The sequence below is a fragment of the Pseudomonas sp. B1(2018) genome, assembly GCF_003097365.1.
Classification (GTDB): Bacteria; Pseudomonadota; Gammaproteobacteria; order Pseudomonadales; family Pseudomonadaceae; genus Aquipseudomonas; species Aquipseudomonas laurylsulfatiphila.
This window is the reverse complement of record NZ_PYUK01000034.1, coordinates 1-22,191: the sequence shown is the minus strand read 5'-3', so window position 1 is coordinate 22,191 and position 22,191 is coordinate 1. Positions and strand designations below refer to the sequence as shown.

Sequence of the window (22,191 nt, the reverse complement as noted above, 5' to 3'; positions counted from 1 at the left end):
AGTTGTCAGCCGCCCAGCGCAATGATCGCAAGGATCAACACACCTCCCGTAGCGGCCATGATCACCCCACCCTGCCACTGCGTGGCGCCAGCGTATCTGGCGAGCATCCAGCCTGCGATGAACAGCACCACCAGTCCGATCAGGTTGGACAAGCGAATGGCGAGTGCCGTCTGGTCGAGCAGTATGAACGGCACCACCAGCGGAAAGGTCGAGCACACCACCAACAGGAAAACACCGAACGCCCCCCTGAAATCGTTCCAGCCGAGGCCGGCCCTGATCGGCAAGGGCGGCTGCTCGAGCAGCCGTCGGCGCAACAGTTCCAGGCCCTCGCTGCCGGCCGCCGTGGCGAATTGCAACGGCAGCACTTGTGCAATGAGCGCCTGGCCCGCCTCGGCGTCCGCGCCATTGCGCAGTGCCAGGTACAGCTTGATCCTGCGCGTGCGCTCGACCAGTGCACGCAGCAGGTACATGACCGCATCGGCCAGTCCCCAGGCGAGATTGCAACCGAGCGCGGCCAGCATCATCGTGCGTTCGGCGGCCTGGTCTGCCGTGGCCACGCTGATGGTGCCGGTGAACGTCATGGCCATCAGCAGGCCGAAGATCACCTCGGTAATGCGCTCGACAGGGTCAAGTACAGGCGCCCTTTCGAATTGACCATTGCCTGGCATGAGTACACCTCCCCTTGGGCTATCTGCACGATACCGGTCGACGCATCGGCCAGGCACCGGTTGCCCGGGCTGGATATCTGCCTCCCCGTCAAGTGTAGATGGAACGACTACACTCATGCGCACACGTTACCTGCTTCAAGAGGAGTGATTCATGCTTGATTACTTCGCGCTGGGCCTGCTGATCTTTGTCGGGCTCGTCCTGTTCTACGGGATCATCCTGCTCCACGACATCCCCTATGAAATTGCCGTCCACCGCAACCACCCTCACCAGGATGCGATCCACGCCACCGGCTGGGTCAGCCTGTTCACCCTGCACGCGCTCTGGCCGTTCCTGTGGATCTGGGCGATGGCCTATCGGGAAGACCGGGGCTGGGGTTTCAGTGACGGACACTCACCCAAGAGCCATGTGGTTCACCTCGAACAACAGGTCGCCGAACTGCAAGGCCGGATCGAGCGCCTCGAGGCGGCGACCGGTACTGCACAGAGCAGGCGGCCAACGGACAATCTCGGCGAGGGCATTTGAGCCATGGATCTTTTACTCGTTCTGACATATGCGGCAATCTGCGTAGCCATCTTCAAGATCTTCCGCATTCCGTTGAACAAATGGACAGTGCCCACGGCGGTGCTGGGCGGGATCGTGATTGTCGGCGCGATGATTTTCACGATGAACTACAACCACCCCTACTCCGAGGTGGCGCGTTCCTATTTCGTATCGGTTCCGGTGATTCCCGTGGTCAGTGGCCAGGTGATCGACGTGCCGGTCAAAACCAACCAGCCCCTGGAAAAAGGCGATGTGCTGTTTCGCATCGACCCCGCGCCTTTCGATTACCGGGTCAAATCCCTCAAGGCACAACTGATTGCCGCCCAGGCCGATCGTGTGCGGATCACCGAGTTGATCAAGCGTAATTTCAGCACTCAACGGGAACTGGATATGGTGGTCGCCCGCACCGACGACCTGAAGGCACAACTGGACAACGCACAGTACGAACTCGACAACACCACGGTGCGTGCGCCCAGCAAAGGCTTCGTCACCCATGTTTCGCTGCGTCCGGGCATGATGGCGACCAAGCTGCCGCTGCGCCCCTCGATGGTGTTCATTCCCGCCGAAGGTCATTACTTCTCGGCATGGATGCGCCAGAACAGCCTGTTGCGCCTGACCGAGGGCGATGAGGCCGAAGTCGCTTTTGACGGCATTCCCGGGAAGGTGTTCGAAGGCAAGGTCAAGACCGTGGTGTCGGTCATCGCCGAAGGCCAGATCCAGCCGTCGGGCACGCTGATCGGTTTCACCGGTTCGCCACCGGCCGGCCGGGTACCGGTGATCATTGAAATCACCGATCCCGACTATGCCCAGTATGCCAACCTGATGCCCGGCGGTGCCTACGGCCAGGCGGCGTTGTACAGCCAGCATTTCCATCACATCGCGATGATGCGCAAGATCCTCCTGCGCATGGCTGCCTGGATGAACTACATCTTTCCGTTCCACTAACCCGCTAGCGTCGGCAACGGGCTCAATCCTTGAATTGGGTCAGTTGCCGGCTCAGCGAACCGGCCTGATCGCGCAGTTGCAACGACTGATCGAGCAGGCTGCGGATCGCGGAGCTTGAAGTATCGGGAGTGGTATTGAAGGGGGGCGGCGCTAGAGAATCCAGTGGAGCAGCAGCTGCGAGGCAATCCAGGGAGAGGCCTGGGTCACCGCCCATGCCAGCAGTGCGCACACGAACAGGTAGCCCGCAAAGAACTTGACCATCGCGCTGTTGCCCATGCTGCCCTCCCGGCTTTACAGCCTAACTGGGCGTTCAATGCGAATGCGTAACCATTACGACGCGCGTCTCACCCGTAAAGGATTTGATCGCCACAATGGTGTGCAGTTCCATTGGCTGGGTAATTCACAGGCTTGCTCACCCGTGGCATTCGACCCGACACGTCAGCGGCGTCGGCAGCTCAGAGCGCTCAAAGGGTCAACGCCATCGCCAGTACGGCGGACAACGCCAGCATCATCAGCAACGCAACAACCATCAGACTCAACTGAGCGAGCTGCTTGTAAAGGTGAGTCGGTCTTTTCGTGATCAGATCAATGGATTTAGTCGTGGAAGCCATCACCCGTTCTCCCTTTCCCGCCGCACATGTAATAGCTCTCGCGAACAATTGGCCGGGCTGGCCGTCGGTGGCGATCTGAAAGATGACTGCACGTTGGGTGCAAGCGCGTTGTCAGCCCGTGACGTGCTCCGGGAAGGAGCATCGTGCAGGGCGGGCTTGACCTGAGCAGTAAGGCGAAGGCGTTGCATGCTGGCGTCGCTGGCTTCATTTTTTCACCCCTCGCGTCATGGGACGAAAACTGTTGCGGGTACCAGGGGGTTAAGCAACGAATGAGCCATCACTACAGGGTCAGGAAAAAGTCCAGATTAATGAACGAGCTGTTTGACGGTGTGCCAGGCGAGACGCAAGTTTGGTGAAAAAGGCCCGGTCAGGTGGGGGTAATAACCCATGTGTGGGGATAGCCGCGACCCCATTTCTGTGGGAGCGAGCTTGCTCGCGATAAACCCGAGAGCGCCGCGGGGTGCCTGCCAACCCGCGTTATCGTTGACGACCATCGCTGGCAAGCCAGCTCCCACAGGGGACCGTGCCCACGCTAAAACTGTAGGAGCCGGCTTGCTGGCGATGGACCCGAGAGCGCCGCGGGGTACCTGCCAACCCGCGTTATCGTTGACGACCATCGCTGGCAAGCCAGCTCCCACAGGGGACCGTGCCCACGCTAAAACTGTAGGAGCCAGCTTGCTGGCGATGGACCCGAGAGCGCCGCGGGGTACCTGCCAACCGGCATTCACTTCACTTCAGGTACCACCCCCAGGGTTCGCCGTTGTAGCGGGTGATCTGCTTGGTTTCCAGGTAGTTGTTGTAACCCCACTCCCCCAGTTCGCGACCGATGCCGCTCTGCTTGTAGCCGCCCCACGGCGCTTCGACGAAGGTCGGCTGCGAGCAGTTGACCCACACGATACCGGCGCGAAATCCGCGAGCGTCCCGTTCACAGCGCGGGATATCCCGGGACATGACCGCGGCCGCCAGGCCGAACGGCGAGTCATTGGCCAATCGGATCGCCTCGGCTTCCGTGTCGAAGGCGCGCAGGCACACCACCGGGCCGAAGATCTCCTCACGCCACACCGAGCTGTCCTCGGGGACATCGGCGAAAATCGCCGGCGTCAGGTAGTAACCCTTTTCCAGATTGCCCGGCCGCCCACCGCCCGACACCAGCCGCGCACCCTCCTGCTGACCGGCTGTTATGGCCGCCAGCACCTTGTCCAATTGCCCCTGACTGACCAGTGGCCCGAGTTTCACCCCCTCTTCGAAACCCTGGCCGATCTGAATCTGCTCGGTCGCGGCAATCAGGCGTTCGAGCAACGCCGGGTACAATCCGCGCTCCACCAGCACCCGCGAAGTGGCTGAACAGACCTGACCCTGGTTCCAGAAGATCCCGAACAGAATCCACTCCACGGCGGCTTCGATGTCGCTGTCGGCGAAGATCACGAAGGGTGATTTGCCGCCCAGCTCCAGGCTGATGTTTTTGATGTCGTTGGCAGCCGCCTGCATGATCTTGCGCCCGGTCGGTACGCTGCCGGTGAAGGCGACCTTGTCGACATACGGGTGTTTGGCCAGCGGCGCGCCCGCTTCGCGTCCCAGGCCCGTGATCACGTTCAGGACCCCGGCCGGCAGCCCTGCCTTGTCGGCGATGCCGGCCAGTTCGAGGGCGGTCAACGGGGTCAGCTCCGATGGTTTGAGCACGACGGTGCAACCTGCCGCCAGCGCCGGGGCAACCTTCCACGAGGCCATCAGCATCGGGAAATTCCACGGGATGATCGCCGCGACCACACCGACCGGTTCCTTGATCACCGATGACGTGAAGCGCGCATCCGGCACGTCGATCGACTGTTCACCCTGTTGAGCCGACTGCTCGGCCAACCCGGCATAGAAATCGAAGCACCCGGCGGTGTCGGCGATGTCCCACAATGCTTCCGGCAATGGCTTGCCGTTGTCGCGCACTTCGATGGCGGCCAGTTCGTCCTGACGGTGGCGGATGCCCTCGGCGATACGGCGCAGGACCTCGGCCCGTTGCGAGCCGGACCAGCGTGGCCAGTCACCCTCATCAAACGCCGAACGCGCGGCCGCCACCGCCCGGTCGACGTCCTCGAACGTGGCAGAAGCAACCTGCGCCAGCACCGACTCGTCACTCGGATCGAGCGTATCGAAAACACCGCGCTGAACGGGGGTCACCCACTCTCCGCCGATGTACAACCGTTGATAGTCACCCATGGCACACTCCTTGATCCTGCGCTGCCGACGCTGCTGGTACAGCTGTTCGGCGACCTGCAATTGCTCGCGGTCATTGACCCCGAGCACGTCGGTTTCCTCCACTTCCACGGCAGTCACCGTCAGCCCCGCCTCGTTGGCCACCGCCACCGCATCGGTGAGGTAGTACTCGCCCTGGGCATTGCGGTTGCCGATCCGCTCCAGCAACCACAGGCAGGTATCTGCCCGCAGGCCCATGACGCCGCCATTGCAGAAGTTGATGTCCAGCTCCTGCGGGCTCGCATCCCTGGCTTCGCGGATCGCCCGCAAACGCCCCTGCTCCACCAGCAGCCGCCCGTAGGGCCCCGGTTGCTGGGTGTGAAAACCCGCCACCGCCACCGCCGCGCCGTCCATCAACGCCCTGCGCAAGCGATTCAAGGTCTGCGGGGTGATCAGGGGGGAGTCGCCAAACAACACCAACACATAGCCCTGCTGCTGGACCTGCAAGGCTGGCCGGGCGGCGAGTACCGCGTGGGCCGTGCCCCGTTGTTCATGCTGGGTAAACACCTGTACCGTCGGTGCGACCTGCTGCAGGTATTCAGCCACCTGCTCGCCGCCCGCGCCCACCACCACCGCCCGTTGCTCGATACCGGCCGCCTCCACCGCCGCCAGCACATGGCCGAGCAGCGGCCGGTTGCCCACCGGATGCAGCACCTTGGGCAGCGGCGACTGCATCCGCTTGCCCTGCCCGGCCGCGAGAATCACCGCCAGCGTCGACCCGCCCATGTTGTCGCCCATCACGATCCTCCTGAGTGCATCCGGGCTTCAGGCCGGATCGCGATAGAACACATCGTCGGCATAGGGATACCACCAGTCCTGAATCTTCGGCTGGTGGTCGATGATGACCATTTTCGAGCGGCGGAACGCTTCCAGCCCCTGACGCCCGAGCTCGCGCCCAAGGCCGGACATCTTCCAGCCACCGAACGGCAGCGCATCGTTGTCGATCAACGGGTTGTTGACCCAGACCATCCCCGCCTCGAGTCGCTCGGCGGCCTCCATGGCTTCGGCCAGGTCCGTGGAAAACAGCGAGGCCCCGAGGCCGAATGGCGAGTCGTTGGCCAGCCGCACCGCCTCATCGAAATCGCTGACCCGGCAGATCGCCGCCACCGGGCCAAAGCACTCTTCCTGAAGAATCGCCATGTCAGGGGTCACGCCGGTGAGGATGGTCGGCTCATAGAACCAGCCGACCGTGTGCTGGGGTGGAATCCGCCCGCCACACACCACTGTCGCGCCCTTGGCCACGGCGTCATCGACCAGGCGCATGACTTTGCTGCGGGCCGCTTCGCTGACCATCGGCCCGATCTCCGAACGTTCCAGGCCATGGCCGATGCGCAGGGCGCGGGTGCGCTCGGCGAATTTCGCGACAAATTCGTCATGCACCTCATCCACGACATACAAGCGCTCGGCCGAGGTGCAGATCTGCCCGCTGAGATGGAACGCAGCCGTCACTGCCCCCGCCGCTGCCACGTCCAGCGGCGCATGCCTGGAGATGATCAATGGATCGCTGCCACCGGCTTCGATGACGCAAGGCTTCATCCGCTCGGCACAGGCCACGGCCACCGCCTTGCCCGCCGCCACACTGCCGGTGAAGGCCACCGCGTGGGTCTGCGCCGACTGCACCAGCAGCTGCGCAGTCACCGCATCGCCCGGCACACAGGACACCAGTCCCGGCAACAACGCGCTGAAATGCTCCATGAACTTGAGGGTACACAGGGTCGTGGCTTCCGCCGGCTTGATGAGGCAGGCATTGCCCGCCGCCAGCGACGCGGCGACCGTCCAGCACATCAGCAGGATCGGAAAGTTGAACGGCATGATGTGCACGCTGACGCCATAGGGCTCGTAGCGCACATGCTGGAAGGAACCGATCTGCGTGGTGCCGGCGACCTTGCCGGCATCGTCCCGGGCCATTTCCGCGTAGTAGCGAAAGATCGGCGCGCAGTTGGCCAGTTCGCCCATGGCCTCGGGAAACGGCTTGCCCATCTCCAGGGTCATCAGGCGCGCGACTTCGCGGTTGCACGCCAGGTTCTGCTCGATGGCATTGGCCAATTGATGCAGGCGCGCGGCGCGGCTTTTCGCGTCGACCAGGCGCCATTGTTTTTGCGCGGCGGTGGCGGCATCGATGGCGGCTTGCACATCGGCTTCGCCACACACGCCGACTTGCCCGACCGGTTGCAGGGTCGCCGGATCGAGCACCTGGCGCACGCGACTATCGCTCAGCGGCAGGAACTCGGGGTTGATGAAACGCAAGGCAGAATCGCTGTTAAACGTGGCCATGGGATGATCCTTGAACCAATCGATAAGGGGTTTCACGCAATGTCGCCAGGGTTGTGGCGGGCAGTTCTGCTCGCCAGCCCGGCACGTGTCGGTCGAGCCACTGGCGCAGGGGCGCAAAGGCCTCGGCATCCAGGGCGCGGACAAACAGACCCAGGGTGCGCGGCAGGTGCGCCAGGTAAGCGTGCTTGCCGTCGCGGCCGGCCAGGCGCACGAAAATCCCCAGCACCTTGGCGTGACGCTGGGCGGCCAGGCGCCGGTAGTCTTCGAGAAAACACCGCGCGTCCAGCTCCGGGCGCTGCGACAGGTAATGGCTGATCAGTGCCTCACGCAATGCCTCGGGCACATCGCGCCGGGCGTCTTCGAGCAGCGACATCAGGTCATAGGCCGCCGCTCCGGCCAAGGCATCCTGGAAATCCAGCAAGCCACAGGCGGCGACACCTTCGCGGCCTTGCAGCAGCATCAGGTTGTCAACGTGAAAGTCGCGCAGCACCAGGGCTTCGCGGCGCTGGGCAACGTCACCACAAGCCACGGCGAACAGCGCCAGATACTCATCGCGCAGGCCCTGTGCCGCCTCTTTGCCGATCAACAGCGGCACGTACCAGTCGATGAACAGCGCGCACTCGTCCGCCAGTCGCTGCGCGTCGTAAGGCGCCAGTTCCGCCGCGGGCGCTGCGCGATGCAAGGCCACCAGCGTATCGACCGCCAGGTGATACAACGCCGACTCCGAATGCCCGGCCAGCAGCAGCCGGGTGTAGGTGTCGTGACCGAAATCCTCGATCAGCGCCAGCCCCGCCGCTTCATCGACTTCCAGCAGGGCCGGCGCGGACAGGCCCAGCCCTTGCAACTGCCGGGCGATGCGCACAAACGGGCCGATGGGTTCGCTCTGGGGCGGCGAATCCATCAGCAACAGGCCGGCGCCGTCCAGGCGGAAATAGCGCCGGGTCGAAGCATCCGCCGGCAAGGCCACCAGCGGGGCCCCGGCGAAACCGGCGCGTGCCAGGAAGGCGGCGCGCTGGTCTTCACGGGTTGGCAATGACGCCAGTGCATCTGTCATGGCAGTCACCGGATCATGTAGACCTTTTTGATGGTCTCGTGGACGGTGCACACACCCTTCCAGTCCTTGCCGAAGAAGGCGGCGGTGTCGGGCTTGATCTCGATCACTTCGCCGGACTCGTGGACGTAGGTGCAGCGGCCTTCGAGGAAGTGGCAGAACTCGTCGCTGGTGACATGGCAAAACCACTTGCCCGGGGTGCAGATCCAGATGCCGCATTCGGACTGGCCTTCGGGGCCTTTGTGCAGCACCACGCCGGAGACACGGGATTCACCTTCGAGCATGGTCGGGATCACGCCCCAATCCTTGACGTCGGTGATGTCCAGCGGGTCGTACAGAAACGGGGTAGTCATGTGTTGCTCTCCAATAAATCAATTCAAATGAACGACCGATAACCCTGTGGCGAGGGAGCTTGCTCCCGCTGGACTGCTTAGCAGGCCCATTTTTTTGGGGCAGCTTCGCTGCCCAGCGGGAGCAAGCTCCCTCGCCACAGGTTCAGTGTCAGGTTCAAGTCCGGTGTCAGGCTCAAGCCAGCATGTAAACGTTTCGCAAGGTTTCCCGGACGTCGCATTCACCGGTCCAACCGGCCGGAAACAGCACCAGGGTGTTGGGCCGCACTTCGATCACCTCACCATTGTCGTTACGGTAAGTGGCGTGCCCGGCGATGAAGTGGCACAGCTCATCCCGGGGAATCGACAGCCGCCAGCGCCCGGGGGTGCACACCCACAACCCGGTTTCCGGGCTGTTGTTCGGGCCCTTGAACAGCAAGCGGCCGCTGGAATGCGAGACGCCTTCGACGGCGTCGCTCTGCACGCCCCAGTCCACCAGGTCGGTGCGGCTGCTGACGGCTTCGAGGTACGGCGTGATACCCGCCGTGGTGGATGAATCAGGCATCGTTGAGCACCTTGTCGAGAATCGCGGCCGCGTCTTGCGGCCCCTTGCGGGATTGCATCTGCGCGCTAGTGCGCTGCAGGCGTTGGCGCATGGCCTCGTCGTTGAGGCAGGCGTGGAGTTTTTGTGCGAGCTGTTCTTCGCTCCATTCGTAGCGGTCGAGCTTGAAACCGTGACCGCTTTCTTCAGCGCGCATGGCGTTGTCGTGGCCGTCCCAGACGTAGGACATGACGATCGCCGGTTTGCCGAAGAACAGGCACTCGGTGAAGCTGTTGTTGCCACCGTGATGGATCACCGCATCGACCTGGGCAATCACCGAAGGCTGTGGGAACCAGTTGGATATCTGCACGTTGTCCGGCAGGTCGGTGTATTCGTCGAGGTGCTCGCCGACGTTGAACAACGCCCGGTAAGGCAGCTTGCCCACCGCCTCGATCAGGCGCTTGAGCAACTCGACATCGCCGGAACCGAGGCTGCCGAAGCTGGCGTACAGCAGCGGCTTGTCGTTGTGGGCGCGGAACTGTGGAATCTCGTACGGCGTGTCGTGGCGCACGCAGCCTTGCAGGTAATGGAAACGCTCGGCCGGCAGCGGATGGCGGCGGTCGAACTTGACCGCGTCCGGGTACAGCAGCAGGTTCATGAAGGGTGAGGCTTCAAAGAAGGTGCCCAGCGGATATGGCGCTTCACCGTGGGCCTGGAGGAATTGGTTGAAGTCCTCGTGGATCGGCCCGACCACTTCCTCGAAGCGCTGGCGGAATTGCGCGTGGCCGGCCTTGTCGTCGATGCTCATGCCCGACAGGTGCGGCGGGATGTCCGGGTCTTCGATCTCGTTTTCCGAGCAGGAAATGATCCGCACCCACGGCTTGCCGTATTGCTTGATCGCCGGGAACAGGATCACGTTGTCGACGCAGATCAGGTCGGGCTTGACCTTGTCCAGCACCGCCGGCAGGTCCCTTTGCGCCCACTTGGCGGTTTCGACGATGGCCGCCCAGCATTCCTTGACGTAGTTGTCGATCTGCTCCAGCGGCGACTTGCGGAAATTCGGGATGTGGCCGTTGATGAAGTCCACCCAGTAGCGGGCCATCTCTTCGGCCGGCATCGGTGCCGACATGTTGACCATGTGCTCCTCGAAACCATAACCGGCGTAGACACCGCTCATGCCCGGGTCGGTGAGGAACACCGCCTTATGGCCCAGGGCTTCACAGGCCTGGGCGATACCGACTGAGTTCAGCGCCGGGCCGTAGGCGGCTTCGGGGAAGAATGCGATCACTTTCTGTTTCATCGAGTGCTGCTCCTGCCTGGTCTTTTTATTGTTCAGCGTGTCAATACGCGGGCATGCCGGGCCTGCCAGCCCAGCCGGATGGTCGTGTCGATTGCAAAATGGGCGAATTCAAACTGTGAGGACGGCACGCGCACGATCAGCGGTTTGTCGCTGAGGGCTGTCTGCACGTGCAGGTTGGTGTCGAGGCCGTGGTAGGCGACTTCGACGATTTTTCCGCTGACCTGATTGGGACAATCGCTGCCCTGCTCCGCCAGCACTTGCAGGCGCTCGGGGCGCACCACCACGGCGACGGACTGGCCGGACACCAGCGGCGCGTCGGTTTCCACGCTCAACTCCTGGCCATTCACGCGCACCGAGTGCTGGCCCGAGCGCACGCCTTCGAGCAGGTTGCTGACGCCGATGAAGTTGGCGACAAACCGGCTGTTGGGGTTCTCGTACAGCTCCGACGGACTGCCGCACTGGCACACCTTGCCGCCGTCGAGCACCGCCATGCGGTCGGACATCACCAGCGCTTCTTCCTGATCGTGGGTGACGATGATGAAGGTGATGCCGCTCTCGTGTTGCAGGCGCTTGAGTTCCAGCTGCATCTTTTCCCGCAGCTTTTTGTCGAGGGCGCCCAAGGGCTCATCGAGCAATAAAACCCGTGGCCGTTTGACCAATGCCCGGGCCAATGCCACGCGCTGACGCTGGCCGCCGGAAAGCTGATCGGGCTTGCGCTCGGCCAGCTCACCGAGCTGCGCGGTGCTCAGCACCTCATCGACCCGCCGGCGGATTTCGCTTTCGGGCAGGCGCTCCATTTCCAGGCCGTAGGCGATGTTCTTGCGCACGGTCATGTTGGGGAACAGCGCATAGGACTGGAACATCAGGTTCAGCGGGCGCTTGTTGGCCGGCAGCGGCGAGATGTCATTGCCGTCCAGGTAGATGCAGCCACCGCTGGGGGTCTCGAAACCGGCGAGCATGCGCAGCAGCGTGGTCTTGCCGCAGCCGGACGGCCCGAGCAGCGCGAAGAACTCGTTCTCGCGGATGCTCAGCGACACCTCGTTGACCGCCAGGCCGTTGCCATAAGACTTGCTGACCTTGTCCAGGATCAGTACCGCGGAAGAATTATTCATGGGTGCGAGGAGCCTTGTTGAGACGCTGCGAAGCCAGCAGCGCGGTGATGCTGACCAGCATCACCAGCGTCGCCAGAGCGTTGATTTCCGGGGTGACGCCGAAGCGGATCATGGCGTAGATCTGCATGGGCAACGTGGTCGAAGCCTGGCCGGAGCCGGAGTTGAAAAAGGCGATGATGAATTCGTCCACCGACAGGGTGAACGAGAGCAATCCACCGGCCAGCACGCCGGGGAAAATCACCGGCAACAGCACCCGGCGAAAGGTGGTGAACCAGCTCGCGCCGAGGTCGATCGAGGCCTCGAGTATCGAATAGTCGAAGTGCTTGAGCCGCGTGCGCACCACCGCGCAGACGAAGGCGATGTTGAACACCGCGTGGCTGATGATGATCGAGTGCAGCCCCAGGCCGACCTTGAGCAGGTTGAAAAAGCTCAGCAGCGCAATCGCCAGCACGATGTCGGGAATGATCATCGGTGCCATCAGCAAAGTGTCGACCACCTGGCCCTTGTCATTGCCCTTGCGGCGCAACTCGATGCCCAGCGCGAGGAACGTGCCGAGCACGCAGGCAATGAAGGTCGCCGACAAGGCGACGATCAGGGTGTTGAGCGCCGCCGACAGAATCGCCGTGTTGTGCGCCAGTGCCGCGTACCACTTCAACGACACGCCGCCCCAGGCGGTGGGCAACCCGGACTTGTTGAACGACAGCAGGATCAACACCAGGATCGGTATATAAAGGAAGGCGTACACCAGGCCCAGGTGCGAACCCAGCACGGTGGCGCTGACAGAACGTGGCTGACTCATGAGCGCGCCCCTTCTGCACGACGGGCCACCAGGGCCTGGATGAACAACAGGATCAGCATGATTGCGATCAGGAAGAAGCTCAGCGCCGCACCGAACGGCCAGTCCCGCGCCGTGAGGAACTGCGCATAGATCAGGTTGCCGACCATCTGCACCTGCTTGCCACCGAGCAGGTCGGCGGTGATGAAGTTGCCGATGCTCAGCACGAAGACAAACACCGCCCCGGCGGCGATACCCGGCACGCTCAGCGGCAGGATGATCCGGCGAAAGGTCATCCAGCCCGAGGCGCCGAGGTCTTTCGAGGCGTCCCACAATTCGTTGTTGATCCGCGACAGCGACGAGAAGATCGCCAGGATCACAAAGGGGATGTAGTTGTAGACCAGCCCCAACACCACGGACGACTCGGTGTACAGCAGGCTGATGGGTTCGCCGCTGTAGCCGAACACTTGCAGCAGGCGGTTGATCAGGCCTTCGCGGTTGAGCAGGACGATCCAGGCGTAGGTGCGGATCAGGTAGTTGCTCCAGAACGGCAGCATCACCAGGAACAGGTACACCGCCTGGCGCCGCCGTGGTGCGCGGGCAATCGCATAGGCCGCCGGGTAGCCGATCAACACCGCGAACACCGTGGCCAGCCCGGCGATTTTCGCCGACTTGAGCAGGATGCCCAGGTACAGCGGATCGAACGCGCGCTGGTAGTTTTCCCAGGTGAACAACCAGTCGATGCCACCGTAGGCACCGCGTTCGACGAAGCTGTAGACCAGCACCAGCAGGCACGGAATCACCAGGAACATCAGCAGCCAGCCAAAGCCGGGCGCAAGAAGCCAGGCCGACAGACGCCTGTCAGCATGCAAAGCACTCATTAACCCTATCCTCCCGCCTCAGGACAGAGGCGGCTTGCGAGCGTGGCGAGGCATGTCGGGCATGCCTCGGATCGACGTGGCGTCAGTTCTGCGCGGCCATGATTTCGGTGACGGCGCGGGTGTAGGCCTTTTGCGTGGTGCCGCCCAGGTCGCGCAATTGCTCCATTTTCAGCAGCTCGGCGGGGGCGATGGTCAGGTTGGGGTATTGCTTGAGCAGGTCCGCGGACAACCCGGCCATGGCCGCCTGGTTGGGGACTTTGTAGAGGATGTTTTCAGCGACCCAGGCGTGGTTTTCCTTGGCCAGCATGAAGTTGATGAACTTGAAGGCCTGGTCCTGGTGCTTCGAACTCTTGAGCACCACCATGGTGTCCACCCACAAGTCGGAACCTTCCTTGGGCACCACGAACTTGATCGCTGCGTTGGCCTGGGTGCCGTAGTTGCACCAGCCGTCCCAGGCGTGGGCCATCAGCGATTCGCCGGAAGCGAGCTTGGAATAGAAGGTGGTGTCGTCGAAGGACAGAATGCGTTTTTTGGTGGCGATCAGTTGGTCGCGAACCGCGGCGATCTGTGCCGGGTCACTGTCGTTGACCGACCAGCCCTTGGCGAGGAAACCGGCGCCGAGCATCCAGCGGTCGGTGGCGAGCATCGTCACCTTGCCTTTGAGGGCATCGCTCGGATTGAGCAGTTCGTTCCAGCTTTGCGGCGCCGGCGTCACCTTGTCGGAGCGATAGCAGATGCCCGTGGTGCCCCAGGTGTAAGGCACGGAGAACTGGTTGCCCTGGTCATATTCCAGGTGGGTGGCTTCGGGGTAGAGGTTTTTCAGGTTGGGGACTTTGACCGGATCGATGTCCGCCAGCAGCCCCTGCTTGTGCAGGACTTCGGCGAAGGGCGAGGAGACGAACACCACGTCATAGCCTTCACCACCGGAGGCCATCAGCTTGCCCATGATTTCTTCGTTGGTGGCGTGCAGCGCCTTGTCGACGTCCACACCGCTGGCCGCCTTGAACTTCTCCAGCGCATCCGGGGCCATGTAGCCGTCCCAGATGGAAATCACCATGTCTTTCGCACTTGCAGCCTGTGAGGCGATCGCCAGGGAAACGGCCAATCCCGCGCACAGAAGATCATTCAGCTTGCTCATAAATACTCACCCGACGATTGTTTATTGTTGTGTTCGAAGGCAGTACGGCAAAACGAGAAACGATTGCTGGTGTTTTTTTTTAGAAATTAGGACCAGTATCAAAAGATGTCAACGCCTTTTTCCGATTCTTCACCCTGTAGGAGCTGCCGAAGGCTGCGATCTTTTGATCTTGATCTTTAAAAACAAGATCAAAAGATCGCAGCCTTCGGCAGCTCCTACAGAGGAATGCGCGTTACCACAGGACCATTGAGCGGCGCATGGCATAAGATGAGCACCTGATTCGCCAGCGACCGAACCGAGATAAGACGCTTGAGCACAACAGCCGAGAAAAAACCCCGCACCAATCACCTGGAACTCGCCCGGCGGATTCTGGAGCACACCCAGGAAAGCGGCCTGGTGGCCGGCGACCCGGTGGCCGAACAGGCCCTGGCCCGCACGTTCCAGGTGTCGCGCACGCTGATTCGCGGTGCGCTGAAAGTGCTATTGGAAGAAAACCTGCTGAGCCACGAAGCCGGCAAGGGCTACCGCTTGCTGGCATCGCCGGCGGGCCAGGCCTTCAACGCCGCCCTGCCCCAGGCCGAGGAAGAAGAACTGGCCGCCTCGGTGCTGCGTGACCGCATGGCCGGGCGCCTGGGCGACAGCATCAGCATCAGCGAACTGATGCGCCGCTACGACATCGGCCGGCCGGCGGCGCAAAAGGCTTTGCAGCAATTGAGCGAAAGCCAGGCCATCGAGCGCGGCCCCGGCCAGTCCTGGCTGTTTCGGCCGTCACTGAACAGCTTGGCGGCCCTCGAAGAAAGCCTGAAATTCCGCCTGATCCTCGAGCCCGAAGCCTTGCTCAGCCCGAGCTTCAACGCCGACCCGCAACGCCTGGCGCTGTTGCGCAGCGCCATGCAAAGCCTGCTCGCCCGCCCCGTGGAAGACTTCGATCTGCAGCAGTTTCGCGAGCTGGACATCAGCTTCCACGAGCTGCTGGCCCAGAGCTGTGGCAACCGTTTCATCAGCGACGCCCTGCTCCAGCATCAGGGCTTGCGCCGCCTGCCGAACCTGCTGCCATCGGTCAGCGTGCACCGCCTGCAAGAGGCCCTGCGCGAACACCTGCAAATCATCGCGCAGATCGAACGCGGGCAGATGGAGATCGCCGCCGACCTGCTGCGCCTGCACCTGCGCCTGAGCGCCGCGCAACGCCCGCAAACCGCTAACCGGGGCATTCCGCAAAGTCATCTGTTCGGGCGTCGTTAAGCGCCACGCAAAAACATGATGATTTTTTTTTGAAAATAAGACAGCATCAAAAACACCTTCAGGAGCGGCGGGTCTGACCCGCCATGGACAGTCCTCGCCATGCAAAAACAAAAACTGATCGCCCTGTTTCCGGAAGCCAGTTTCGGCGCGGCCTTGAACTGCATTGGTATCGCTCAGTCGTTGCGCGAGCTGGGCGCCAGACCGGTGTTCATCTGCCACGAGCATTTCCAGGGGCTGTTCGCCGAATATGGATTCGACGAGTACCCGATTCCGCAAGTGAGCCCCTTGTCGGCGGCGGAACACCAGCACTACTGGGAACGCTTCATCGAGCGCAGCATTCCCTACTTCGACCAGACCCCGCTGGCGCAGATCGACAGCTACGTGGCGCCCGCCTGGGAAGCCATCATCGACACCGCCATCGAAGCGGAAAAACCCTTGCAGCAGTTGCTCGGCCGCCTCAAGCCCGACGTGATCGTGCTCGACAACGTGGTGATGTTCCCGGCCATCGCCAACGCCGGCTGCCCCTGGGTGCGGGTGGTGTCCTGCGCCGAGACCGAACTGCCGGATGCCGCCGTTCCACCGTACCTCTCCGGCTGCCTGGCCAGTGACACCGAAGCCTGCGAGCGTTACTCGGAGCACTACCTCAAAGCGGTCGCACCGGCCCATGAACGCTTTTCGCAGTTTCTCCTGGGCAACCATACGGCACCCTGTCCGGCGGGGCAGTTCCTCACTGATTCACCCTGGCTCAACCTGCTGCTGTCGCCGACGCCTGTGCGCTATGAACGCCGGCAGCCGCTCGATCCGCAGCGCTACGTCTACCTCGACGGCTGCGTACGCCGCGAAGCGCCGTACATCGTCCCGGACTTTCCACGGCACAACGACGCGCCGCTGATCTACCTCAGCTTCGGCAGCCTCGGCGCCGCCGACACCGGGATGATGAAACGCCTGATCAGCACGATCGAGACCTTGCCGTACCGCTTCCTGGTCAACGTCGGCGCCTACCGCGACATGTACACCACCGTGCCGGACAACGTGTACCTCGACAGCTGGTTTGCCCAGCCCGCCGTGCTCAAGGAATGCGATGTATTCATCCATCACGGCGGCAACAACAGCTTCTGCGAGGCGCTGTACTTCGGCTTGCCGTCGCTGATCATTCCCTATTGCTGGGACGGTCACGACAACGCCGCCCGCGCCGAGGAAGTCGGCGTCGGCCGCTACCTGCCGCGCTTCGCCGATCCCCTGGCCGCCCTGCCCGGCGCCCTCGAACAACTGTTGACCGACCAACCGATGAAGCAACGCCTCGCCTCGTTCAGCGAGCGCATGCAGGCGACCCGCGGCACCGACATTGCCGCCCGAGCGATCCTAGACCTCTAGCCATAACAACAAAAACCGTCGGGCAACCGAACGCAATCGTCGCTGCCCGACACACCGCCGGAGTTTCAGCATGAATGCCCCACCGCGTCTCGATGCGCTCGACCACGTCCTGCCCCATCCCTTCTGGCAGGACACCGTCACCCCACCGCCCGCCGCACCTTCCGTCAGCGCAACCGTGCAATGCGACCTGGCGGTGGTCGGTGGCGGATTTACCGGATTGTGGACGGCGCTACTGGCACGCCAGCGCAACCCCAAGCTGAGCATCGCGATCATCGAGGCCCGTCGTTGTGGCGGTGAGGCCAGCGGGCGCAATGGCGGTTTTTGTGCACCGAGCATTTCCCATGGCGTGTCCAACGCCCTCAAGCGTTGGCCGGATGAAGCGCAGCAACTGATCCGCCTGGGCCGGCAGAGCCTCGATGAGCTGGCGGCCGATGTGGATCGCTTCGGCATGCAGGTCGAGTTCGAACGCCAAGGCAAACTCAACGTCGCCTACCAGCCGTGGCAGGTCGACGGACTGCGTGCCATGCAACGCAACTACGCGCGGTTCGGCATTGACTGCCAGTGGCTGGAAGGCCCTCAACTGGCACAGAAACTCGACTCCCCGGCGTACGTGGCGGGCCTGTTCGAACCCAACTACGCCCTGCTCAATCCGGCGAAAATGGCTGCCGAATTGCGCCGCGTATGCCTTGAACAAGGGATCGCGCTGTTCGAAAACAGCCCGGTGCTGCAACTGGATGCGCGCAACGACAGCCTGCGCCTGCGCACGGCCGATGGCGAAATCATCGCCGGGCAGATCGCCCTCGCCACCAACATCGCTCCACCGCTGCTCGGCCATCTGGCCTCGAGCGTGATCCCGGTCTACGACTACTCGCTGGTCACGGAGCCACTGCGCGATGAACAACTGGCCGCCATCGGCTGGACCGACCGATACGGCATCGCCGATTCCGGCAATCAGTTCCACTACCTGCGCAAAACCGCCGACAACCGCATTCTCTGGGCCGGCTTTGATGCCATCTACCATTTCGGCGGGCGCCGCGACGAAGCCCTGACCCAGCGCCCGCAAAGCTTCCAGCGCCTGGCCGAACAGTTTCACCAGACCTTCCCGGCCCTCGGCGATGTGCGTTTCAGCCATGCCTGGGGCGGCATCATCGACACCTCGGCACGCACCACGATGTTCACCGGTTGCGAAAATCAGGGCCGCGTTGCCTATGCCTTGGGCTTCACCGGGCAAGGGGTATCGGCCAGTCGCTTCGCTGCGCTGAACATGCTCGACCTGTTGGCCGGGGAACGCACCGAACGCACCGAGCTGCTGATGACCTCCAAGGCGCCGTTCCGCTTTCCGCCCGAGCCGTTGCGTTATGTCGGCGTGAAACTGGCCCAGCGCTCTCTGGCGCGGGAGGACCGCGACGGTCACCGCGACCTGCTGCTCAAGACCTTCGATGCCTTTGGCATCGGCTTCGATTCCTGATCCGGAGACCACCATGTCCACAGCCCTGCCCCGGCACGTCATCGACTTCGCCAGTGAGCTTGCCCCCCGTGAAACCGAAATCGACGACCCGGCCGTGGTCGACGCGCCTTATCGCAGCAAGAGTTGGCGGCACTTTGTGGCGCCCGGAAAAAACGCCGTGGCCGGCATCTGGGAGGCGGGACCGCACCGGGAACGTTGCCAGTGCGATTACGATGAGCTGTGCCACATTCTCGAGGGCACGGTGCGCCTGACCGATGCCGAAGGCGTCGCGCGCACGTTCGGCCCCGGCGACTCCTTCGTGGTCGCCAGCGGATTCCAGGGCACCTGGGAAAACCTCACCCCGGTGCGCAAGGTCTACTTCATCCTCGGCTAACCGGCGGATAGAAGGAGCAACAAAACACCTGTGGCGAGGGAGCTTGCTCCCGCTGGGCCGCGCAGCGGCCCCAAAACCTGATCACTCAGGTATCACCGAGCAAACAGGGATTGCGACTGCTGCGCAGTCGAACGGGAGCAAGCTCCCTCGCCACAGGTGCCGGTGGTTTGTCCTTTAAGGAGTTACTGCCGTACCAGATTGCGCCCGTTGCGCTTGGCCTGGTACAGCGCGTCGTCGGCACGGGTCAGCAGGCTTTCCGGTGTGTCGCCGGGTTGTGCATGGGCCACGCCGAACGACGCGGTGATGGTGTCCAGCACGGTATCGGTGCCCCGGGCCTTGACCCGCAGCGACTGGATTTTCAGACGCAGCCGCTCGGCAAACGCACCCGCCGCCACCAGATCCGGGCAATCCTTGAGCACCACGCAGAACTCCTCACCGCCGTAACGCGCCGCGAACGCTTCGCCCGACAGCGAGTCACGCAACACCCGGGCAACATGCTGGAGAACACGGTCCCCCAACGGATGGCCGTACTGATCGTTGAATTGCTTGAAGTGGTCGATATCCAGCATCACTAGCGCCACGCCGGACGCCGCGTCATTCATCGCCTGTTCAAGCTTGCGGTTGAAGGTGGTGCGGTTGAGCAATTCGGTCAGGCCATCGAGGGTCGCGGCCAGTTGGGCGCGCTCCAGCTTGTCGCGCAGGCTTTTGATCTCGTGTTGCGCCGACTGCAGCTGGGCGAGGAAGTGTTCCTGCTGCCCCTGCATCAGCCGGGTGCTTTGTTGCAACTGGATCAGGATGCTCGGCAAGCGCTCGCTGGCCGGCTCTTCGAGCATTTGCAGGTACTGGCCAAGGCTGGCCTGGAAGTTCTGGTTACCCTTCACGCTGCGCGAGACATCGCGCTCCATGTCGTCGACCAGGTTGATCGCTTCCTGCTGCCCGGAACGGGCGTCCGCCAGTTCGTCGCGGATGATGTACTCGCGAAACAGCCTGGTCGCCGACTCCGGCGGGAAAGCGTCGAAATCGTTGACCACCCGGTCCAGGTGCCGGTTGAGTTCCGGCTCCTGGCCCTTGCTGTAGGTGTACCAGAGCGCGTAGTGCACCGGGTTGGGCGGAATGTTGTGACGAACCATCAGCGGCACTGCCTGCTTGAGCAACGCCGCTGCCTCACGGGAATCTTCTGGATACAGCGCTAGAACAGTCGCACGCGTGTCGGATTGGCTCATGGCTTCACTGTGGTTGTTTATCATTGGCGATTGGCAGGCTCGCTGAGCATAACCATACGCCCGACAAACGGCTATCCCGAATTACAGCCTCATTTCAACCCGGCACGCCTGTTCCAGCGTCCTTTACATGTTGCCCGACATCAGACTCGCCACGTTCTGCCGGCGACGGTAAGCGGTATCGCGGTTCGCCAGCCAGTAGTACAGCGGCGTCGTGACGATCAAGCCCACCAGCCACGACAGATCCGCGCCATCGATATGCACCGCCACGGGGCCGGTGTAGATCGGCGTGTTCATGAACGGAATCTGCACCACGATGCCGATGGCGTAGGCCAGCAGCGCCTGCGGGTTGAAGCGGCCATAGATGCCGCCGTCGACGCGGAAGATCGAGGCGATGTCGTAGTCACCCTTGTGGATCGCGTAGAAGTCGATGAGGTTGATCGCGGTCCACGGCACCAGCACCACCAGCAACGCCAGCACCAGGTCGACGAAATGCCCGATGAAATCCGCCGAGGCGCCGATGGCCGCCACGCAGCAACCGGCGAGGATGATCAGCGACAGCACCGCCCGGCTCTGCGCGGTCGGAATCCAGCGATGGGCGAAGGTTTGCAGCAAGGTGATCACCGAGAGCACCGCGCCGTACAGGTTCAGGGCGTTATGGCTGATCACGCTGAGCAGGAACAGCACCAGCATCAACGGGCCGATGGCACCGGTGGCGAGTTTCACCGCGTCCATGGTGTCCATGCCCACGGGCGTGGCCAGCACGGCGACGGCGCCGAACACGAAGGACAGGATCGAGCCCAGCGACGAACCCAGGTAGGTCGCCCAGAACGTCGAGCTGACCTTGACGTCCTTCGGCAAGTAGCGCGAGTAATCGGACACGTACGGCGCGAACGCGATCTGCCACAGCGCTGCCAGCGACACCGTGGCCAGCCAGCCGGAGATGTTAAAACTGCCGCGGGTCAGGAAGTCATCGGTCTGCACGTGGGTCAGGATGTAGCCGAAGCCCAGCACGATGCCCAGGCCCAGCACCCAGGTGCCGATGCGATTGAGCACGTGGATGAAGCGGTAGCCAATGATGCCGATGATCCCCGAACCGAGGCCGCCGAGGACGATGCCCACCGACACCGGCACACTCTCGACCACGCCATGCAGCGACTTGCCGGCCAGGACGATGTTGGAGGCGAAGAAGCCGATGTACATCACGCCGGCAATCACCACCACCAGCAACGCCCCCAGGGAACCGAACTGTGCGCGACTCTGGATCATCTGCGGAATGCCCATCTGCGGGCCTTGCGCCGAATGCAGCGCCATCAGCACCCCACCGACCAGGTGACCGACGATGATGGCGACAATGCCCCAGACCAGGTTCAGGTGGAACAACTGCACGCCGAGCGCACCGGTGACGATGGGCAACGGCGCGATATTGCCGCCGAACCACAGGGTGAACAGATCTTTGACCTTTCCGTGGCGATCCTCAGGAGGGACATACCCGATCGTGTGTTTCTCGATGAGCGGGGCGGATGAAGCGGTGGTGGACATGACGAACTCCAAGGCAAGGATGAGTACGTGTTCGTACTTCGGTGTGCGCAAACGGGACGGCGCATTTCTTGTTGGAGACGATCATGGACAAAGAGCGCGGGGAGGAAAATTAGTTAATTTGTGCCTTTAAACCTTAAAAAAGATTGCGCAGTAATGGCCATTTATCAGCAGGAAAAACCAATAATAATCAGAACAACAAAATCCCTGTGGGAGCGAGCTTGCTCGCGATGAGGCCATCAGATCCAACATCTTCTTGGACTGATACACCGCCATCGCGGGCAAGCCCGCTCCCACAGGGTTCTGCGTTTTAACTGACTGTCATCACCACTGCGCGAGGCGGCAAAGCTTGAACCCGAGGTATCGCACTGTTTTTTTGTGGGAGCGAGCTTGCTCGCGATGGCGGTGGCACATCCAGCATCGATGTGGCTGACATACCGCCATCGCGGGCAAGCCCGCTCCCACAGGGTTCTGCGTTTTAACTGACTGTCATCACCACTGCGCGAAGGCGGCAAAGCTTGAACCCGAGGTATCGCACTGTTTTTTTTTGGGAGCGAGCTTGCTC

The 22,191-nt window shown here is 62.5% G+C and carries 21 protein-coding genes and 1 pseudogene; 6 read left to right on the top strand and 16 right to left on the bottom strand.

Features of this window, described 5'->3' with window-relative positions; translation table 11 throughout:
- Positions 1-5 precede the first annotated feature (5 nt).
- On the bottom strand, positions 6-668 hold the full coding sequence (locus C9422_RS31265; RefSeq protein WP_116583321.1) for a hypothetical protein: 663 nt from the start codon (positions 666-668) through the stop codon (positions 6-8).
- Positions 669-819: 151 nt separating this feature from the next.
- On the opposite strand from C9422_RS31265, the gene C9422_RS31260 reads away from it, so the two are divergent.
- Together C9422_RS31260 and C9422_RS31255 are read left to right on the top strand one after the other, a co-directional pair.
- Positions 820-1,191 carry a DUF3302 domain-containing protein gene (locus tag C9422_RS31260; protein WP_015095609.1) on the top strand — a complete coding sequence of 124 codons (372 nt, stop codon included), beginning with the start codon at positions 820-822 and terminating at the stop codon, positions 1,189-1,191.
- 3 nt (positions 1,192-1,194) lie between these two features.
- Positions 1,195-2,154 (top strand): HlyD family secretion protein, encoded by a 960-nt coding sequence (locus tag C9422_RS31255; RefSeq protein ID WP_116583320.1) that lies wholly within the window; start codon positions 1,195-1,197, stop codon positions 2,152-2,154.
- 150 nt (positions 2,155-2,304) lie between these two features.
- Here the strand turns inward: C9422_RS31255 and C9422_RS32740 are convergent, their stop codons facing one another.
- The 13 genes and pseudogenes from C9422_RS32740 to C9422_RS31195 all read right to left on the bottom strand — a co-directional run bounded on the left by C9422_RS32740 (position 2,305) and on the right by C9422_RS31195 (position 14,410).
- A complete protein-coding gene (locus tag C9422_RS32740; protein ID WP_007976134.1) occupies positions 2,305-2,430 on the bottom strand; it encodes a hypothetical protein in 126 nt (41 codons plus the stop codon).
- A 188-nt stretch (positions 2,431-2,618) separates the two neighbouring features.
- On the bottom strand, positions 2,619-2,765 hold the full coding sequence (locus C9422_RS32345) for a hypothetical protein (RefSeq protein WP_007976132.1): 147 nt from the start codon (positions 2,763-2,765) through the stop codon (positions 2,619-2,621).
- Positions 2,766-3,494: 729 nt separating this feature from the next.
- A complete protein-coding gene (locus tag C9422_RS31245; protein WP_256590054.1) occupies positions 3,495-4,973 on the bottom strand; it encodes an aldehyde dehydrogenase family protein in 1,479 nt (492 codons plus the stop codon).
- A 297-nt stretch (positions 4,974-5,270) separates the two neighbouring features.
- Positions 5,271-5,735, bottom strand: a pseudogene (locus tag C9422_RS32735) (NTP transferase domain-containing protein); the annotation flags it as partial.
- Positions 5,736-5,774: 39 nt separating this feature from the next.
- Complete coding sequence (locus C9422_RS31240) at positions 5,775-7,283, bottom strand: aldehyde dehydrogenase (protein WP_116583318.1); 1,509 nt, start codon at positions 7,281-7,283, stop codon at positions 5,775-5,777.
- Entirely contained in the window at positions 7,270-8,337 is a 1,068-nt protein-coding gene (locus C9422_RS31235) for an aminoglycoside phosphotransferase family protein (RefSeq protein ID WP_116583317.1), read from the bottom strand. Before C9422_RS31235 ends, C9422_RS31240 begins: the two co-directional genes overlap by 14 nt.
- Positions 8,338-8,342: 5 nt before the next feature.
- Positions 8,343-8,687 carry a cupin domain-containing protein gene (locus tag C9422_RS31230; RefSeq protein WP_116583316.1) on the bottom strand — a complete coding sequence of 115 codons (345 nt, stop codon included), beginning with the start codon at positions 8,685-8,687 and terminating at the stop codon, positions 8,343-8,345.
- Positions 8,688-8,859: 172 nt separating this feature from the next.
- On the bottom strand, positions 8,860-9,228 hold the full coding sequence (locus C9422_RS31220; RefSeq protein ID WP_053161121.1) for a cupin domain-containing protein: 369 nt from the start codon (positions 9,226-9,228) through the stop codon (positions 8,860-8,862).
- Entirely contained in the window at positions 9,221-10,504 is a 1,284-nt protein-coding gene (locus tag C9422_RS31215) for a glycosyltransferase (protein WP_116583315.1), read from the bottom strand. Before C9422_RS31215 ends, C9422_RS31220 begins: the two co-directional genes overlap by 8 nt.
- Positions 10,505-10,536: 32 nt before the next feature.
- Positions 10,537-11,616: an ABC transporter ATP-binding protein gene (locus C9422_RS31210; RefSeq protein WP_116583314.1), complete on the bottom strand. Its 1,080-nt coding sequence runs from the start codon at positions 11,614-11,616 to the stop codon at positions 10,537-10,539.
- Entirely contained in the window at positions 11,609-12,415 is an 807-nt protein-coding gene (locus tag C9422_RS31205; RefSeq protein WP_007976115.1) for an ABC transporter permease, read from the bottom strand. The genes C9422_RS31210 and C9422_RS31205 overlap by 8 nt, the downstream gene beginning before the upstream one ends.
- Complete coding sequence (locus C9422_RS31200; protein ID WP_015095622.1) at positions 12,412-13,272, bottom strand: ABC transporter permease; 861 nt, start codon at positions 13,270-13,272, stop codon at positions 12,412-12,414. Before C9422_RS31200 ends, C9422_RS31205 begins: the two co-directional genes overlap by 4 nt.
- 82 nt (positions 13,273-13,354) lie before the next feature.
- A complete protein-coding gene (locus tag C9422_RS31195; RefSeq protein ID WP_007976110.1) occupies positions 13,355-14,410 on the bottom strand; it encodes a spermidine/putrescine ABC transporter substrate-binding protein in 1,056 nt (351 codons plus the stop codon).
- A 309-nt stretch (positions 14,411-14,719) separates the two neighbouring features.
- Here C9422_RS31195 and C9422_RS31185 point away from each other — a divergent pair, with 309 nt between their 5' ends.
- The 4 genes from C9422_RS31185 (at position 14,720) to C9422_RS31170 (ending at position 18,867) form a co-directional block, all read left to right on the top strand.
- Positions 14,720-15,652 carry a GntR family transcriptional regulator gene (locus C9422_RS31185; protein ID WP_015095624.1) on the top strand — a complete coding sequence of 311 codons (933 nt, stop codon included), beginning with the start codon at positions 14,720-14,722 and terminating at the stop codon, positions 15,650-15,652.
- Between the two features lie 99 nt (positions 15,653-15,751).
- Positions 15,752-17,026 (top strand): glycosyltransferase, encoded by a 1,275-nt coding sequence (locus tag C9422_RS31180; RefSeq protein ID WP_116583313.1) that lies wholly within the window; start codon positions 15,752-15,754, stop codon positions 17,024-17,026.
- Positions 17,027-17,096: 70 nt separating this feature from the next.
- On the top strand, positions 17,097-18,494 hold the full coding sequence (locus tag C9422_RS31175) for an FAD-binding oxidoreductase (RefSeq protein ID WP_116583312.1): 1,398 nt from the start codon (positions 17,097-17,099) through the stop codon (positions 18,492-18,494).
- Positions 18,495-18,507: 13 nt separating this feature from the next.
- Positions 18,508-18,867 (top strand): cupin domain-containing protein, encoded by a 360-nt coding sequence (locus tag C9422_RS31170; RefSeq protein ID WP_015095627.1) that lies wholly within the window; start codon positions 18,508-18,510, stop codon positions 18,865-18,867.
- Between the two features lie 182 nt (positions 18,868-19,049).
- On the opposite strand, the gene C9422_RS31160 is transcribed toward C9422_RS31170, so the two are convergent.
- Positions 19,050-20,090: a GGDEF domain-containing protein gene (locus C9422_RS31160; RefSeq protein ID WP_256590053.1), complete on the bottom strand. Its 1,041-nt coding sequence runs from the start codon at positions 20,088-20,090 to the stop codon at positions 19,050-19,052.
- A 123-nt stretch (positions 20,091-20,213) separates the two neighbouring features.
- A complete protein-coding gene (locus C9422_RS31155; RefSeq protein ID WP_116583309.1) occupies positions 20,214-21,629 on the bottom strand; it encodes a cytosine permease in 1,416 nt (471 codons plus the stop codon).
- Positions 21,630-22,191 lie beyond the last annotated feature (562 nt).